At 52.7% G+C, this 15,306-nt stretch carries 12 protein-coding genes; 6 read left to right on the forward strand and 6 right to left on the reverse strand.

Annotation, left to right across the window (positions count from 1 at the left end; translation table 11 throughout):
- Window positions 1–131: 131 nt before the first annotated feature.
- Window positions 132–1,733 (forward strand): sulfatase-like hydrolase/transferase, encoded by a 1,602-nt coding sequence (locus JI62_RS00165; RefSeq protein ID WP_088698226.1) that lies wholly within the window; start codon window positions 132–134, stop codon window positions 1,731–1,733.
- On the opposite strand, the gene waaF is transcribed toward JI62_RS00165, so the two are convergent.
- Together waaF and rfaD are read right to left on the reverse strand one after the other, a co-directional pair.
- On the reverse strand, window positions 1,723–2,766 hold the full coding sequence (gene waaF / locus JI62_RS00170; protein WP_088698227.1) for a lipopolysaccharide heptosyltransferase II: 1,044 nt from the start codon (window positions 2,764–2,766) through the stop codon (window positions 1,723–1,725). The two genes, JI62_RS00165 and waaF, sit on opposite strands and share 11 nt — an antisense overlap.
- Window positions 2,759–3,715, reverse strand: coding sequence for an ADP-glyceromanno-heptose 6-epimerase (gene rfaD / locus JI62_RS00175; protein WP_088698228.1), 957 nt, complete (start codon window positions 3,713–3,715; stop codon window positions 2,759–2,761). Before rfaD ends, waaF begins: the two co-directional genes overlap by 8 nt.
- A 109-nt stretch (window positions 3,716–3,824) precedes the next feature.
- Between rfaD and glyQ the strand changes: the two genes are divergently transcribed.
- The 3 genes from glyQ (at window position 3,825) to gmhB (ending at window position 7,578) form a co-directional block, all read left to right on the forward strand.
- Window positions 3,825–4,796 (forward strand): glycine--tRNA ligase subunit alpha, encoded by a 972-nt coding sequence (gene glyQ, locus JI62_RS00180; protein WP_088698229.1) that lies wholly within the window; start codon window positions 3,825–3,827, stop codon window positions 4,794–4,796.
- On the forward strand, window positions 4,796–6,862 hold the full coding sequence (gene glyS, locus JI62_RS00185) for a glycine--tRNA ligase subunit beta (protein WP_088698230.1): 2,067 nt from the start codon (window positions 4,796–4,798) through the stop codon (window positions 6,860–6,862). The genes glyQ and glyS overlap by 1 nt, the downstream gene beginning before the upstream one ends.
- Before the next feature lie 167 nt (window positions 6,863–7,029).
- Window positions 7,030–7,578, forward strand: a complete 549-nt coding sequence (gene gmhB, locus JI62_RS00190; RefSeq protein WP_088698231.1) for a D-glycero-beta-D-manno-heptose 1,7-bisphosphate 7-phosphatase — start codon at window positions 7,030–7,032, stop codon at window positions 7,576–7,578.
- A 227-nt stretch (window positions 7,579–7,805) separates the two neighbouring features.
- Here gmhB and gyrB read toward each other — a convergent pair whose 3' ends face one another.
- From gyrB to dnaA, 4 genes are all read right to left on the reverse strand, one after another.
- Window positions 7,806–10,226, reverse strand: a complete 2,421-nt coding sequence (gyrB, locus tag JI62_RS00195; protein ID WP_088698232.1) for a DNA topoisomerase (ATP-hydrolyzing) subunit B — start codon at window positions 10,224–10,226, stop codon at window positions 7,806–7,808.
- A gap of 102 nt (window positions 10,227–10,328) precedes the next feature.
- Window positions 10,329–11,432: a DNA replication/repair protein RecF gene (gene recF / locus JI62_RS00200; protein ID WP_088698233.1), complete on the reverse strand. Its 1,104-nt coding sequence runs from the start codon at window positions 11,430–11,432 to the stop codon at window positions 10,329–10,331.
- Window positions 11,433–11,559: 127 nt separating this feature from the next.
- Entirely contained in the window at window positions 11,560–12,663 is a 1,104-nt protein-coding gene (dnaN, locus tag JI62_RS00205) for a DNA polymerase III subunit beta (protein ID WP_088698234.1), read from the reverse strand.
- Window positions 12,664–12,723: 60 nt separating this feature from the next.
- A complete protein-coding gene (gene dnaA / locus JI62_RS00210; protein WP_088698235.1) occupies window positions 12,724–14,190 on the reverse strand; it encodes a chromosomal replication initiator protein DnaA in 1,467 nt (488 codons plus the stop codon).
- A gap of 533 nt (window positions 14,191–14,723) precedes the next feature.
- Here dnaA and rpmH point away from each other — a divergent pair.
- Together rpmH and rnpA are read left to right on the forward strand one after the other, a co-directional pair.
- Window positions 14,724–14,858 (forward strand): 50S ribosomal protein L34, encoded by a 135-nt coding sequence (gene rpmH / locus JI62_RS00215; RefSeq protein WP_088698236.1) that lies wholly within the window; start codon window positions 14,724–14,726, stop codon window positions 14,856–14,858.
- A gap of 13 nt (window positions 14,859–14,871) precedes the next feature.
- Window positions 14,872–15,264: a ribonuclease P protein component gene (gene rnpA, locus JI62_RS00220; protein WP_088698237.1), complete on the forward strand. Its 393-nt coding sequence runs from the start codon at window positions 14,872–14,874 to the stop codon at window positions 15,262–15,264.
- The last annotated feature ends 42 nt before the right edge of the window (window positions 15,265–15,306 follow it).

The raw sequence follows: 15,306 nt of genomic DNA on the forward strand, positions 1-15,306 counted from the left end.
GCTATCCATTTTTCTGTCAAAGCCATTTTCACTGTTTATATTAGGTAATAGTCATCAGAAGTTATCGCTCTTTCATTGCATGGGATACCGCGAGGCTGGCCACCATAGCACTGACGCTAATTGGCCTCTGCATGGGTTATGCCACCACGGTCATGACCCGCCTGCCCTGGTGGACGCTATTTTTTGTAGCGGCCATGTGGATTGGCGTGGGCTTAAAGTTACGCTGGGGCCATCCTGCGAACGCTCGTTATCGTAAAATGTGGCCCTGGTCGCTGTTACCGCTAAGCCTATGGGGTGTGTACGTTTATCTGGCGGATAGCTTTGGCATCGTCGACCTAGGCGCGGTGTTTTTTCACCTTCAAGCCGGTATGGCCGAACACGGTGGCGCAGGCAAAATGATTTCCGCGCTGCTCTATACGCTGATAATGATCGGCGTACTGGCAGCGGTAACGTGGCTATCACGTCATGACCAGCGCTGGCGCTTAGCTGAGCGTTTTTTCGCTATTCTGTTATTGGCTAGCAACCCGCTGCTTTATGGCCTAGGCCAACGCAGCGCGTCGATTGTCACCGATGATGGAGCCTGGCTGGATCGCCGCTACAAGCCACCCCCCACTGAAGAGCTAAGGGAGGCGCCTAACTTACTCATCCTATATCTGGAAAGCATTGAGCGCACCTACTCCAATGAGCTATTTGAGGATGCCTACGCCGACCTTAACGCCCTGGGTGAACGAGGTGCCGTTTTTGAGGGCGTGCGCCAAATGGATAACACGGGGTGGACGATGGCCGGCATGATTGCCAGCCAGTGCGGTGTGCCACTGATGCCCGCAGGGCTTCTCCACGATAGCCAATTTGAGCCGCTATCGAAGGTTGTCCCTGGCGTCGATTGCCTGGGAGATATCCTTGCGGAACAGGGCTACCAATTAAGCTATCTAGGCGGGGCTAGCACACAGTTCGCCGGTAAAGGACTGTTCTACCGCGGACATCAATTCAATACGGTCAAAGGCCGTGAAGATTTAGAGCCCCTGCTGGAGGATCCTGAGTACGTTAATAGCTGGGGGCTGTATGACGATACGCTGTATGACATCACAGCCGATGAGATCAGACGATTAGACAATGAAGATAACGGCCCCTGGGGCGTGGTTAGTCTTAATTTGGCAGGCCATGCGCCAAATGGCTACCCTTCTCAGTCCTGTGTGGAAGAGCAGGGAGAGTTCGATGGGCAAGATATTCTTTATTCGGTGAAATGCTCTACTTGGCTTGCACGAAATCTGGTTGAACGTTTGGAGTCCGAGGGGCTTCTCGATAACACGTTAGTGGTCATACTTAGCGACCATTTGACGATGCGCGTTTCTGTCTGGGATCAACTGACCGCATTAGACCGCGACAATACGCTCATCATGCTGAGTAACGGTATCAAGCCACAGCGTATCCGGCGAGACGCTACCATGCTGGATGTTTTCCCTACGATACTCGATGCGTTGGGCTTTAAATTGGAGCGCGACCGCGCAGGCCTAGGCACTTCGCTTTTCAGCAACAACCGAACGCTGGTAGAGGCGCATGGTATCGAAGTGCTTAATGAACGCTTGCGAGAAGAGACAGCGCTGCAGCACCGCCTTTGGGAGGGCATCTCCCCGCAGCGGCGCGAGCCCGATGAATCTTCTCAAGGCACCTCCCAAGAGCAAACTCTGGAGACGCCTGCTGATGTGGCAGACGAAGTCGAGCTCATCCATTAACGATTACACTTTCCCAGTGATGAGTCGCATGAATCTGTCGATAGACTTGCTCAACGCTGAGCTGATTAAGGCAGTTGGTGTGACCCAACGGGCAGGTACGTTGAAAGCAGGGAGAGCAAGAGAGCGCTAGGTAATGGATGACGGCGTTATCGGTCAATGGCGGCGTGTAGGCAGGCGATGAAGAACCGTACAGTGCATGAATGCGAACGCCGACCGCGGCAGCCACATGCATTAACCCCGAGTCATTGGTAACTACCTGTCGGCAGTCCGCCAGCAGATCAACCGCATCAGCCAGCTGTGTTTTGCCACACAGGTTATGGGCATGAGAAAGCCCCTGCGTGATCTGTTCCCCCGCCGGATGATCCTTTGCCCCACCGAGTACGCGTACTTCAAAACCCTCTTTCACCAGCCGTTTGGCTAATGTATGAAAATAACTCACCGGCCACTGCTTGGCGGGGCCATACTCAGCGCCCGGCATCATGCCAATCGCCGTGCGCGAAGAGAGCGAGTGTGTCAGGCGTAAATTGACCAAGTTATCGCGGTCTATCTGGAGGCGTGGTTTAGGCAGCGCAAACTCACCGCTGGCTGCCTCTTCCAGGGGGAGGCCCAGCGATACAAAGCGCTTCACCGTTTGATCCAGCACTTGCTTGTCGAGCTTGCGGCGCTCCTTGAGAAGCCCATAACGGTGCTCCCCTAGAAAGCCTATACGCTCAGGAATACGTGCCATAAAGGGCACCAGTGCAGCTTTCCAAGAGCGAGGCAGTACAATGGCGCGGTCAAAACGCCCGCGCAGCCGATTAGCGAGTTCGCGGCGGCTGGACAGGCCAAACTCACCGTGCCCCACTGCCAGCGGCAGCACTTCGTCCACTTCAGGCATACGCTCTAAAATAGGCTGAGACCAGGCTGGTGCCACCACCGCGATTGTCGCCCCTGGCTGACGGGCTTTTAAGGTCATGAACAGGCTCTGTGCCATGACCATATCACCCACCCATGAGGGGCCAATCACCAGCAGTCGCTGAGCTGAGTTAGCCATTTAGCCACTCCAGGTAGGCCTTCACCCCTTGAGCAACGGTTTTAAACTCAACATCGCAGCCACTCTCACGTAGCCGGCTGATATCAGCTCGGGTATAGCTCTGATAGCGCCCTTTAAGCTCTTCGGGAAACGCAATGTAGTCAATCTCGCCCTTGCCGTAAAAGTCGATGACCGCCTCACCAATCGCTTTAAAGGGTTCTGCACGGCCAGTCCCCAGATTAAAAATGCCGGACTGTTCGGGATGATCCAAAAACCATAGGTTTACATCGACTACATCGCCGACATAAACGAAGTCACGGCTCTGCATACCGGCTTCAAAACCGTCGTAGGCGCCAAACAGCTTGAGCGTTTCACCATTACGAATTTGCAGATGATTGTGATAAGCCACGCTGGCCATTTTGCCTTTATGCTGTTCACGGGGGCCGTAGACATTAAAGTAGCGGAACCCCACCACCTGGGTGGTTAATTCACTCCAGCGCGAACGCACGTGCTGATCGAACAGTAGCTTTGAGTAGCCGTATACGTTAAGTGGCTTTTCGCACTCGGGCGCCTCTCTAAATATCTCGCTACCGCCATAGGTGGCGGCTGACGAGGCGAACAAGAAGGGGATACTCTGCTGCTCGCAGTAATTAAGCAGCACTTTGGAGTACTCGAAATTATTCTCCATCATATAGTGACCATCCCACTCGGTGGTATCCGAGCAGGCGCCCTCATGAAAAATAGCATCGATCTTGGGTAGGTCGACGCTATCACCGCGCAGGGCAGCTTTTACCCTGGCAAGGAAATCGTCCTTATCGAGGTAATCCGCCAGCGTGCAGTCGGCCAAATTGACGAATTTGGTACCATCGCGCAAATCGTCAACGACCATCACGTCATTTCGCCCACGGGCATTCAATGCTTTGACTATGTTGGCCCCGATAAAACCGGCACCGCCTGTTACCACAATCATACTGTTCTCCTTACCTAAAGCGGCTTGTTGGCCTATGTGCCTATAACCCATCTGTCTAGGATTGTATACTTGACGCCTTATGAATTCATGGCCAACGGTGCTTTCCGCGATGAGTGTCTCGACAAACCAATCGACACCCGATGTGTCGACCTTTCAAGGCTTGATCCTTGCTCTGCAGCAGTACTGGGCAGAACAGGGTTGCGTCATCCTGCAGCCGCTCGATATGGAAGTCGGCGCGGGCACCTTCCACCCCGCCACCTTTCTGCGGGCGATTGGTCCCGAAACCTGGAACGCTGCCTATGTACAGCCTTCCCGACGTCCTACTGATGGCCGCTATGGCGAAAACCCTAACCGCCTTCAGCACTACTACCAGTTCCAGGTAGTGATGAAGCCGTCGCCGAGCAACCTGCAGGATCTTTATCTGGGCTCGCTCAAACGTCTTGGGCTTGATCCGCTGGTTCACGATATCCGCTTCGTCGAAGATAACTGGGAATCCCCTACCCTAGGCGCCTGGGGCCTGGGCTGGGAAATCTGGTTAAACGGCATGGAAGTCACCCAGTTTACCTACTTCCAGCAGGCAGGTGGCATCGAATGCTACCCAGTCACCGGCGAACTGACCTATGGACTTGAGCGTATTGCCATGTACCTGCAGGACGTCGACAGCGTTTATGATCTCGTTTGGGCCATTGCCCCCGATGGCAGCAAAGTGACTTACGGCGATGTTTACCTGCAAAATGAGCGCGAACAATCCGCCTACAATTTTGAGCACGCTGACGTTGATCAGCTGTTTGCCAACTTTGATCACCAGGAAAAAGAGTGTGGCAAGTTGCTCTCTGCCCGCCTGCCGCTTCCGGCCTACGAGCAAGTCCTGAAGGCATCGCACACCTTCAACCTGCTGGACGCCCGTCACGCTATCTCGGTCACCGAGCGTCAGCGCTTTATCCTGCGCGTACGCACTATGGCCCGGGATGTCGCCACTGCTTACTTTGAGTCGCGTAAAGCCGAAGGTTTCCCCATGGCGCCAGAAATACTTCGCCGAGAATTGTTACAAGAGCTACTCGCCGATCAGGGAGACAACTAATGGCTGTAAATACCCTTTTACTGGAACTCGGTGCAGAAGAGCTTCCTCCCACGGCCCTGGACGCGCTTTCCGATGCGTTTGCCGCAGGCATAGAGAAAGGCCTGCTAGAAGCGGATGTTCCCTTCACCAGCGTTACCGCTTATGCAACACCACGCCGTTTAGCGGTTCAAGTGCGTGAGCTGGCTGATAAACAGCCTGACCGCGACGTTGAGCGCCGTGGCCCAGCGCTGGCGGCTGCCTTTAAGGAGGGGGTTGCTACCAAAGCTGCGGAAGGCTTCGCCCGCTCCTGTGGCGTCAGCGTCGACGAACTGATTCATCTGGAAACCGACAAAGGCACTTGGCTAGGTTTCCGCGAGCAGCAGCAAGGGGAAACGATTCAAGCGCTGCTGCCCGAGATTATCCGCAAGTCCATCAGTGCTCTCCCTGTGCCTAAAAACATGCGCTGGGGTGCTTCACGGGTTGAGTTTTCCCGCCCCGTTCACTGGCTGGTAGCACTTTATGGTAGTGATGTAGTGGCCGCTGAGGCGCTGGGCCTAGAAGCTAGCTGCACCACCTATGGCCACCGTTTCCACGCCCCTGATGCCCTTCAGTTGGCTCATGCCGACGAGTACGTGACTGCGCTGGAAAATGCCTATGTACTGGTGGATCGAGAGCAGCGCCGCGAGCGCATCCGCGAGCAGGTGTTGGCAGAAGCTGAGGTTCAGGAAGCCAATGCGGTTATCGACGAAGATCTGCTGGTAGAAGTGAGTGGCTTGGTAGAATGGCCGGTCGCCCTCACGGGTAGCTTCGATGAGCGCTTTCTGGAAGTCCCCGCTGAGTGTTTGATCTCCTCAATGAAGGCTAACCAGAAATATTTTCACCTGTTGGATGACGCTGGCAAGTTGAAGCCGCTGTTTATCACCATTGCCAATATCGACAGCGCTGATCCCGACCAGGTCATTGCCGGTAACGAAAAAGTCATTCGCCCGCGCTTGGCCGATGCAGCGTTTTTCTACGACACCGATCGCAAGCGCACATTAGCTTCGCGTATACCACAGTTAGAGAGTGTGGTGTTCCAGCAACAGCTAGGCACCTTAGCGGATAAAGCGCGCCGCAGTTCGGCTATTGCGACGTTTATTGCCGAACGCATCAATGGCGACGAAGCTCACGCCCAGCGCGCCGTGTCGCTCGCCAAGTGTGACCTTGTGACGGAGATGGTGCTCGAATTCCCTGAACTCCAGGGCATTATGGGACGCTACTACGCCGAGCAGGATGGCGAACCCGCAGAAGTTGCTCAAGCCCTTGAGGAGCAGTACCTGCCCCGCTTTGCGACTGATGCGATACCCCAAAGTGCTACAGGCAAGGCCTTAGCTCTGGCGGATCGACTGGATACCCTAGTGGGCATCTTCGGGATTGGCCAGCGCCCTACCGGTGCAAAAGATCCGTTCGCTCTACGTCGTGCTTCAATTGGTGTGCTTAACATTCTGGTCAAAGGCGAGCTGGATCTTGACCTGCGCGAGCTGCTTACGGTTGCCTCTGAGCAGCACCAGAGCCTCCCCAAGGCTGAGGGATTGGTTGAGGACGTGCTGACGTACATGCTGGATCGCTTCCGCGCCTGGGGCCAGGAAGAGGGCATCAGCGCTGAAATGTACCTTGCCGTACGTGCACGCCCAGTCACTAACCCGCTCGACTTCGCGCGCCGCCTGCGTGCTGTGAAGGCCTTTGCTCAGCGTGACGAAGCATCTGCGTTGGCGGCTGCTAACAAGCGTGTTTCGAATATTCTAAGCAAGCAGAAGCATGACGCTAGCACGTCGGTCAATCAAAGCTTGCTACAGGAAGATGCCGAACGAGCGTTGTTTGATGCTGTAACCGGTTGCCAGGCACAGGTGGCGCCGCTATTTGCTGCCGGTGACTATCAGCAGGCACTCGACGTACTTGCCACACTTCGCGTTCCAGTGGATGCGTTCTTTGATCAGGTGATGGTGATGGCGGACGACCCGACTATTCAGCGTAATCGATTAGCGCTTCTTGCTAGCCTTCAAGCGCTGTTTTTAGAAGTCGCCGATATCTCGCTGCTCCCTCAGTAGTCGTCGACTAATTGTTCTCAACCCAAGCCCAGCCCTAACGGTTGGGCTTTTTGTTGTTTGACGGGAGTATGTGTTTCACGTGAAACACTTTTGCCAGATCAGGGTAAGATAGTTTGAAAACTGGCGGGCAGAAAGCACAACCTGGCAACCGTAACAATAGGATCTCTATGTTAAATGCCGAGAAACTTGTCATCCTGGATCGAGACGGCGTCATCAACCATGACTCTGATAACTACATCAAATCTCTCGACGAGTGGGCGCCCTACCCCACTTCAATCACTGCCATTGCCCGCCTTACTCACGCGGGATACACCGTTGCCATTGCGACAAATCAATCGGGCATTGCCCGTGGCTATTATGATGAAGCCACCCTCCATGCGATGCATGAACACTTAATTTCGTTAGTAGAAGCGGAAGGCGGGCGTATTGCTCATATTGCTTACTGCCCCCATGGGCCAGATGATAATTGCCGATGCCGTAAACCCTTGCCAGGAATGCTGCTAAACATACAACAATACCTGGGGTTAGCAAGCTTAACAGGAAGCTGGATGATCGGTGATAGTCTACGGGATCTTCAAGCGGGCGAAGCAGTAGGCTGTAAAACAGCACTGGTCAGAACAGGAAAGGGAGTTAAGACGGAGCAAAAAGGCGTTGGACTTGAAAAATCCAAGGTGTTCGATGATTTAGCGCAATTTGTTGAGTGGCTCATTAAATAGCTAAGCGACACCGAGCTGGAGAGTCTAAACGCTTTGTGTTGCTTGCGAAAATTTGACTGAAACGAAGTACCCTCTTCTGCTCTAAACGCATCCTGCCACTTTATCTACCAAGAAAAGCGCCGCTATGGAATACATAGCGGCGCTTTTCATAGTGACATTAAATCATGTTAAGGCAAGGCTCGTTAACGTAGAGTTTCACGTGAAACACTTACGAGCACATCCATATCTTACACGTCTAAATTTGCCACCAGTGCGTTGGTCTCAATAAAGTCACGACGCGGCTCAACGTCATCACCCATCAAGGTATTAAACATCATATCAGCACCCACGGCATCTTCGATCGTTACGCGCAGCATACGGCGGCTATCGGGATCCATGGTGGTATCCCAGAGCTGATCCGGGTTCATTTCACCCAGGCCCTTATAGCGCTGCACAGACAGCCCGCGCTGACCCTCTTGCATTAGCCATGCCAGCACTTCTGAGAAGTGCGATACAGGCTTCTGGCGCTCGCCACGGGCAATAAAGGCCCCCTCTTCCAGGAAGCCATCCAGAGTTTCGCCCAGTTCAGCAATGCCGCGGTAGTCGGCGCTTTCAAAGAAGTCGAGACCCCACATATACTCAGTCGTGACCCCGTGAGCAACCAGAGATACCGTAGGTAAGAACAGCCCGCGCTCAGAATCTTCTTGAAGATGGAAGTGATAGCGCGGCCCGCCTTCATAAGCCACCATATCGTCCATAATCTTCTGCAGTTCGGCTATCCAGTTCTCCATGGTCACACGGTCTTTCAAACTCTCTTCACCTTTCAGCGCCGACACATGCACAATTTGCTTAAGCACTTCATTGGGATAAACCCGTGACAAACGATCAATCCGCTTCATTACGTTGCGATACTGATTCACAAGTGCTTCAAGCTGAGAACCCGAAATACCGGGTGCATTGGCGTTTACATGCAGGCCTGCGCCGTCTAAGGCTGTGGTGGTTAAGTAATCCACCATCGCCTGCTCGTCTTTCAAATAGAGCTCTTGCTTACCGCGCTTAATTTTATACAACGGCGGTTGAGCGATGAAGATATGGCCACGCTCAATCAATTCCGGCATCTGACGGAAGAAGAACGTCAACAGCAGGGTGCGGATGTGCGACCCATCGACGTCGGCATCGGTCATGATAATAACCGAGTGGTAACGTAGCTTATCGGGGTTAAACTCTTCACGGCCAATACCACAACCCAATGCCGTGATTAGCGTACCCACTTCTGCAGAGGAGAGCATTTTATCGAAACGCGCTTTTTCGACGTTCAGGATCTTACCTTTGAGCGGCAAAATAGCCTGAGTGCGGCGATCGCGACCCTGTTTGGCACTGCCACCTGCCGAGTCACCCTCCACCAAGTAAAGCTCTGACTGACTGGGGTCTTTTTCCTGGCAATCTGCCAACTTGCCAGGTAACCCGGCAATATCCAGCGCGCCTTTGCGGCGGGTCATATCCCGCGCTTTCCGGGCCGCTTCACGGGCACGTGCCGCGTCCAGCATCTTATTAACGATTGCCTTTGCTTCGTTTGGCTTTTCAACAAGATACTCGGAAAATAGGCGGCTCATTTCCTGCTCAACCGCTGTTTTCACTTCACTGGAAACCAGCTTATCTTTGGTTTGAGAAGAGAACTTCGGATCCGGCACTTTGACCGAAATAATCGCGGTCAATCCCTCACGAGCATCGTCACCGGTGGTATTAACCTTGGCTTTTTTGAGCAGGTTTTCGGCTTCAATATAGTTGTTGAGCGTACGGGTAAGGCCTGCACGGAACCCAGCCAAGTGCGCGCCACCGTCTCGCTGCGGAATATTATTGGTATAGCAGAAAATATTCTCAGTGAAGGCTTCGCTCCACTGCATGGCTACCTCAACCTCAACGCCATCATCACGAACAGCGTTAAAGTGGAACACAGGGTTAATCACGCTCTTGTTCGTATTGAGGTGGTCAACAAAGGCTCTTAAACCACCTTCGTAATGGAACAGTTCCTCTTTACCGCTGCGCTCATCCAGCAAACGGATAGCCACGCCAGAGTTCAAGAAAGAGAGTTCGCGCAGCCGTTTAGCTAAAATATCAAAATGAAATTCGATATTGCCAAAGGTTTCTGGAGATGGTCGGAAATGAACACGCGTACCGCTTTTTTCGGTTTTGCCCACAACAGCTAATGGTGCTTGAGGGACACCATGATGGTACATCTGCTCAAACACTTCACCTTGACGCCAAATCGTCAAGCGCAGCTCCGCGGAAAGCGCATTGACGACGGAAACGCCTACACCGTGCAAGCCACCGGAAACCTTGTAGGAGTTATCGTCGAATTTACCGCCTGCGTGCAGAACCGTCATGATAACTTCAGCAGCGGAAACCCCCTCCCCTTCATGCAGTTCGGTAGGTACGCCGCGGCCGTTATCGCTAACGGTGACCGACTCATCCGGGTGAATGACAACGCGAATTTCGCTGCAATGCCCAGCCAGCGCCTCGTCGATGGAGTTATCCACCAACTCGAAGACCATGTGGTGCAGCCCGGTACCGTCGTCGGTGTCACCAATATACATACCTGGCCGCTTACGCACCGCGTCCAGTCCCTTGAGCACCTTAATGCTTGATGAATCGTAAGCCTGCTCGCTCATTGACCACTCCGTCGTGAAGTCTGCCTCATCCCGTATCGCCTACCTCTTCCTGCGCTGGCATTACCACGATAGCTTGCTTGACCACACATTTAGCGGCCTACACTAGCTATCGCTTAATAAATCACTGAAACCCTCTTTGGTATGTTTCACGTGAAACATTGCTACGGAGGTTCCAGTGCGCCAGGCATTTTTTAATGCAGAAGGTTCGACACTGGTAATAAATGCTTGGCACTGCATATCTTCGAGTAGCCCACAAAACTGTTGCCGATTCTGCTCGTCAAGCTCTGCTGGCAAATCATCGATAAGATAAATACAGTGCCGCTGTGCTGTTCTTTCCAGAAACCGCCCCTGGGCGAGCTTTAACGCACTCACCACTAACTTTTGCTGGCCTCTGGAAAGCACTTCAACAGCAGGCTGTTTATTTATCCTGATGCGTAAGTCTGCGCGCTGTGGGCCTTGCTGAGTAAACCCCATCTGCTGATCGGTTGGCCGACTATCATGCAACACCGCCGCAAGAGATTTCTCTTTATCCCAACCTCTGGCGTAATGGAGCGACAAACCCGGCAAGGGAAGTAGCACTTTAAGGGTCTCTTCAAAGACCGGTAAAAAGCTACTGAACCAATCTCGACGTAGCGTATCCATCTGCTCGCCCCAAACGGCTAGCTCATGCTCCCACACCGCTATTTCCTGAGGATGTATTCTACCACGCCTGAGCAGAGCATTCCGATGTTTCAACGCACGCCGGGTATGCTTCCAGATTGCTAAAAAATCGTGTTTCACGTGAAACACACCCCAGTCAAGAAACTCACGCCGACCGGCGGGAGAACCTTCAAGCAATCGAAAAGCATCCGGATTAATTAACTGAAGTGGCATCGCCTCTACCAGCTCCGCCAACCGAGCGTTCTTGTCACCTTTCAAACGCAGCTCAAGCTCCCTCTGCGCACGCAAACGGCGTACACCAAGGGTGACCTCAGGCTCACCACTTAAACGCCCATACAGCGTCATATATGGCTGATCCATCTGGATCACGTGTTTTAACTGGCGCGTGCGAAAAGAGCGCCCCATTCCTAGAATATGGATTCCTTCCAATAAGCTGGTTTTGCCACTGCCATTGGCACCACTAATAACATTGATGCGCGAAGAGGGCGTCATCTCAACAGGCTGCAGGTTGCGCACAGCGTGAAAATTAAGCAGTGTCAGGCTCATCCTATTATCACCACTTAAAAAGTCCTCGAAAGCGAGTATTCCAACGCGTTAGCGGCGCTTCTGCTACCAGAAGCGCCGCTAACATGGACTGCCATCTATCGATTGTCATGCCTCTATACAAAACCGTTTACAGGCGCATAGGCATAACAACATAAAGCGCATCGCCACCGCCAGGCTCTTCCAACAAAGCACTGCTGTTGGGGTCAGCCAAGGTAATTTGTACGCGATCTTCATTAAGCACGGTTAACACATCAACCAAATAGCCAACGTTAAAACCAACTTCCATCGCCCCACCATTGTACTCGACGGCGATATTCTCCTCGGCCTCTTCTTGCTCAGGGTTGTTAGCCATCACTTTGAGGTTATTCTCCTCCAGATAAAGACGCACACCGCGGTACTTCTCATTAGAGAGAATGGCTGTACGCGAAAGCACCTGACGCAGCTCGGCACGCTCTGCAATCAATACTTTATCGCCATTACGTGGAACAACGCGCTCATAGTCAGGAAATTTACCGTCGATTAGCTTAGAGGTGAAGGTAAAGTCTCCCGTATGTGCACGCACGTGGCTGGAGCCAAGCGTTAAACTGACAGGCTCATCGCTATCATCTAGCAAGCGCGATAGCTCTAGAATGCCCTTGCGCGGCACAATCAGCTTCTGAGACTGGCTAACAGAGACTTCGATTGGGCGCGAACACATCGCCAGACGGTGCCCGTCAGTGGCAACCGTGCGCAGTAAATTACTTTGAATTTCCAGTAGCATACCGTTGAGGTAATAACGCACATCCTGCTGCGCCATAGCAAACGAGGTAGCTTCGATCAGGTGCTTTAAGGTGCCACGGGGCACACTAATCTCCTGGCTACCATCTGCATCCTCAATATTGGGAAATTCAGCCACCGGGAGAGTCGAAAGAGTGAAACGCGAACGCCCACTGCGAAGTACCGCGCGCCCCTCTTCCACACCCAGCTGAATATCAGACTGATCGGGTAGTGACTTACAAATATCCATCAACTTACGCGCGGGCACTGTCGCAGAACCTGCCTGATCAACCTGGCTTGCCACCGTGCGACCAACGAGCTCGACTTCTAAATCAGTGCCGGTGAGCGACACTTGGTCACCCTCAACTTGAATCAGCACATTAGACAGTACTGGCAGCGTTTGACGACGCTCAACAACACCAGCGACCAGAGTCAGCGGACGTAGCAGCGCCTCTCGGGAAATCGAAAATTTCATCAATACTCCGGTTCTATATCCTGAAAGGCCTGCGCGTAACAGGCCCGTCCCATGGGATGATTAACTGGTCAACAGGCGCAGTAAATTCTTGTAATCCTCACGAATATCCGCGCTCTCTTCCTGCAATGATTTCACTTTTCGGCAAGCGTGCAACACTGTTGTATGGTCTCGCCCACCAAAGGCATCGCCAATCTCAGGCAAGCTATGATTGGTCAGCTCCTTAGCAAGCGCCATCGCCACCTGACGAGGGCGAGCAACTGAGCGTGAACGACGCTTGGAAAGCAGATCCGCCACCTTAATTTTGTAATATTCGGCAACCGTACGCTGAATATTATCAACCCCTACCTGCTTATCCTGAAGGGCTAACAGGTCTTTCAGGGACTCTCGAATAAAGTCTTGGGTAATCGTTTTACCCATGAAATGCGAATCGGCAATGACTTTTTTCAATGCCCCTTCCAATTCGCGCACATTGGAACGAATTTTCTGGGCAATAAAGAAAGCCGCATCATGAGGTAAATCGACCTTAGCTTGGTCGGCCTTTTTCATCAAGATAGCCACCCGGGTTTCAAGCTCTGGCGGCTCTATCGCGACCGTAAGCCCCCAACCAAAGCGAGATTTAAGGCGCTCCTCTACTCCACTGATCTCTTTAGGATAGCGGTCAGAGGTCAGGATCATTTGCTGACCACCTTCTAATAGCGCGTTGAAGGTATGAAAAAACTCTTCTTGAGAACGCTCTTTTCCCGCAAAAAATTGAATGTCATCGATAAGTAACGCATCAACACTGCGGTAAAAGCGTTTAAAGTCATTGATGGCGTTAAGCTGGAGCGCTTTTACCATATCAGCGACAAACCGTTCGGAGTGCAGGTACACCACCCGGGCGTTTTCACGCCGAGTCGCCAAAGCATTTCCCACTGCATGCATCAAGTGGGTTTTACCCAGGCCGACACCGCCGTATAAAAACAAGGGGTTATAAGCACCACCGGGGTTTTCAGACACCTGTCTAGAGGCCGCACGAGCTAATTGGTTCGACTTACCTTCTACAAACGTATCGAAAGTAAAATTCGGATTGAGCCCGCTGCCATGTTTCAGACTGCCTTCTACCTGCACCTGACGTTCATTATTGCGCCGGCTCGGCGCTTCATCACGCAACCTGTCGATTTCGCGCTCATCGGCAATATCGCCACGGGGGGGCGTATGTACCGCTGGCGATGACGGTCGCGAAGATGAAGCCGATACAGGATTACCTAAATCACGATGCTGAGGGGCCTGGGTTGCCAAGCGCCGACTGCCCACCGTCAGGCTTACCTTGGGCGGTTTGGCCGGTGCGAGTTCCCGCATCAGCTCACTAATCCGCTTGGCATACTTATCGCTCACCCAATCGCGCACGAAGCGATTCGGCGCTAATAAGCGCAGCTCGTTGGACTCTCCTTCTTCTGCCTGCAGCGGGCGTATCCAGGTATTGAACTGCTGTGAATTCAGCTCATCCTGCAGGTTGTCCAGGCACTGTTGCCAAAGCGTCAGTGACACTCATCTCACCATCGGTTGAAAACGGCCGACCATTGTAGCGCCCAAAGCCTCGGTTATCCACACGGGTTTGGTCTTCAATTTCCACCTGTGGACAACTTAACATGAGCCCATGGGAAAACCCTGTGGAGGGGCGGGGATAACCATTAAATACGTGTCTTACCCACGGGTTAATCACATCTACCCAACACCTTGTGGACGGCTTATACGCGACTTACACACAGATTTTTTATAATTATAAGGCGTTGAAAAATAATAACTAAAAACACTTATCCACAAATAGTATCCCCACTATTAATAACAACAGGTTTAGAACTACTTACTAGTAATAATAGTGACTTGATTAATGGCTACTCTCAGCGTATCAAGCACGCTGGCTGAAGTGTGATAACACTTTTATGCAAGGAAAAATTGCACCCAGCAGAGGAAGTCTCTACAATTTCCGGTCTTGAATTGAATCTCCCCGGCTAGTTCCTCACTGGACCGGGCTTTTTGGAATTCACTTTCCGTCCTAAACCACGTGGGAATAACGAGTTATGAAACGCACTTTTCAACCTAGCGTTCTCAAGCGCAAGCGCGCGCATGGCTTCCGTGCTCGTATGGCAACCAAAAACGGTCGCGCCATCCTCGCACGTCGTCGTGCTAAGGGCCGCAAGCGTCTGAGCGCCTGATCTCAGATTGCGTGTGCCGCAGCAAGGCTTTCCCCGGCAATTACGGTTACTAAATGCTGGGGATTTTAGTCACGTGTTTGAGCAAGCCGACCTAAAAGTGCATGGCAAAGGTATGATGGCGTTAGTCCGCCTGAGTACTCGGGGACACCCCCGCCTTGGACTAGTGGTCAGCAAAAAAAATGTTAAACGCGCCGTAGATCGCAACCGTTTCAAGCGTCTGGTTAGAGAATCCGTTCGCCTTCGTCAACATCAACTACCCTCTGTGGATATAGTGGTGCTTGCACGACGCGGTGTTCAGGATATCGATAACGACACCTTGCATCGCCAGTTACATGGCATGTGGAAGCGACTTCAGCGTGACGCACAGGCGGTGTCATCAGTACCAACGCCTAAGCGTGACACGTGACCTTTGGTGCACCCCTCGCCGCTCGACCTCGGCCTGCCAACT

Origin of the sequence: Halomonas campaniensis (assembly GCF_002211105.1) — a bacterium.
In the GTDB taxonomy this organism is placed as follows: Bacteria; Pseudomonadota; Gammaproteobacteria; order Pseudomonadales; family Halomonadaceae; genus Vreelandella; species Vreelandella campaniensis_A.

Bases quoted from the DNA above. Each gene is read 5' to 3' on its own strand.
- JI62_RS00165 (WP_088698226.1), top strand. From the start codon at position 132: ATGGGTTATGCCACCACGGTCATGACCCGCCTGCCCTGGTGGACGCTA.
- waaF (WP_088698227.1), bottom strand. From the start codon at position 2,766: ATGGCTAACTCAGCTCAGCGACTGCTGGTGATTGGCCCCTCATGGGTG.
- rfaD (WP_088698228.1), bottom strand. From the start codon at position 3,715: ATGATTGTGGTAACAGGCGGTGCCGGTTTTATCGGGGCCAACATAGTC.
- glyQ (WP_088698229.1), top strand. From the start codon at position 3,825: ATGAGTGTCTCGACAAACCAATCGACACCCGATGTGTCGACCTTTCAA.
- glyS (WP_088698230.1), top strand. From the start codon at position 4,796: ATGGCTGTAAATACCCTTTTACTGGAACTCGGTGCAGAAGAGCTTCCT.
- gmhB (WP_088698231.1), top strand. From the start codon at position 7,030: ATGTTAAATGCCGAGAAACTTGTCATCCTGGATCGAGACGGCGTCATC.
- gyrB (WP_088698232.1), bottom strand. From the start codon at position 10,226: ATGAGCGAGCAGGCTTACGATTCATCAAGCATTAAGGTGCTCAAGGGA.
- recF (WP_088698233.1), bottom strand. From the start codon at position 11,432: ATGAGCCTGACACTGCTTAATTTTCACGCTGTGCGCAACCTGCAGCCT.
- dnaN (WP_088698234.1), bottom strand. From the start codon at position 12,663: ATGAAATTTTCGATTTCCCGAGAGGCGCTGCTACGTCCGCTGACTCTG.
- rpmH (WP_088698236.1), top strand. From the start codon at position 14,724: ATGAAACGCACTTTTCAACCTAGCGTTCTCAAGCGCAAGCGCGCGCAT.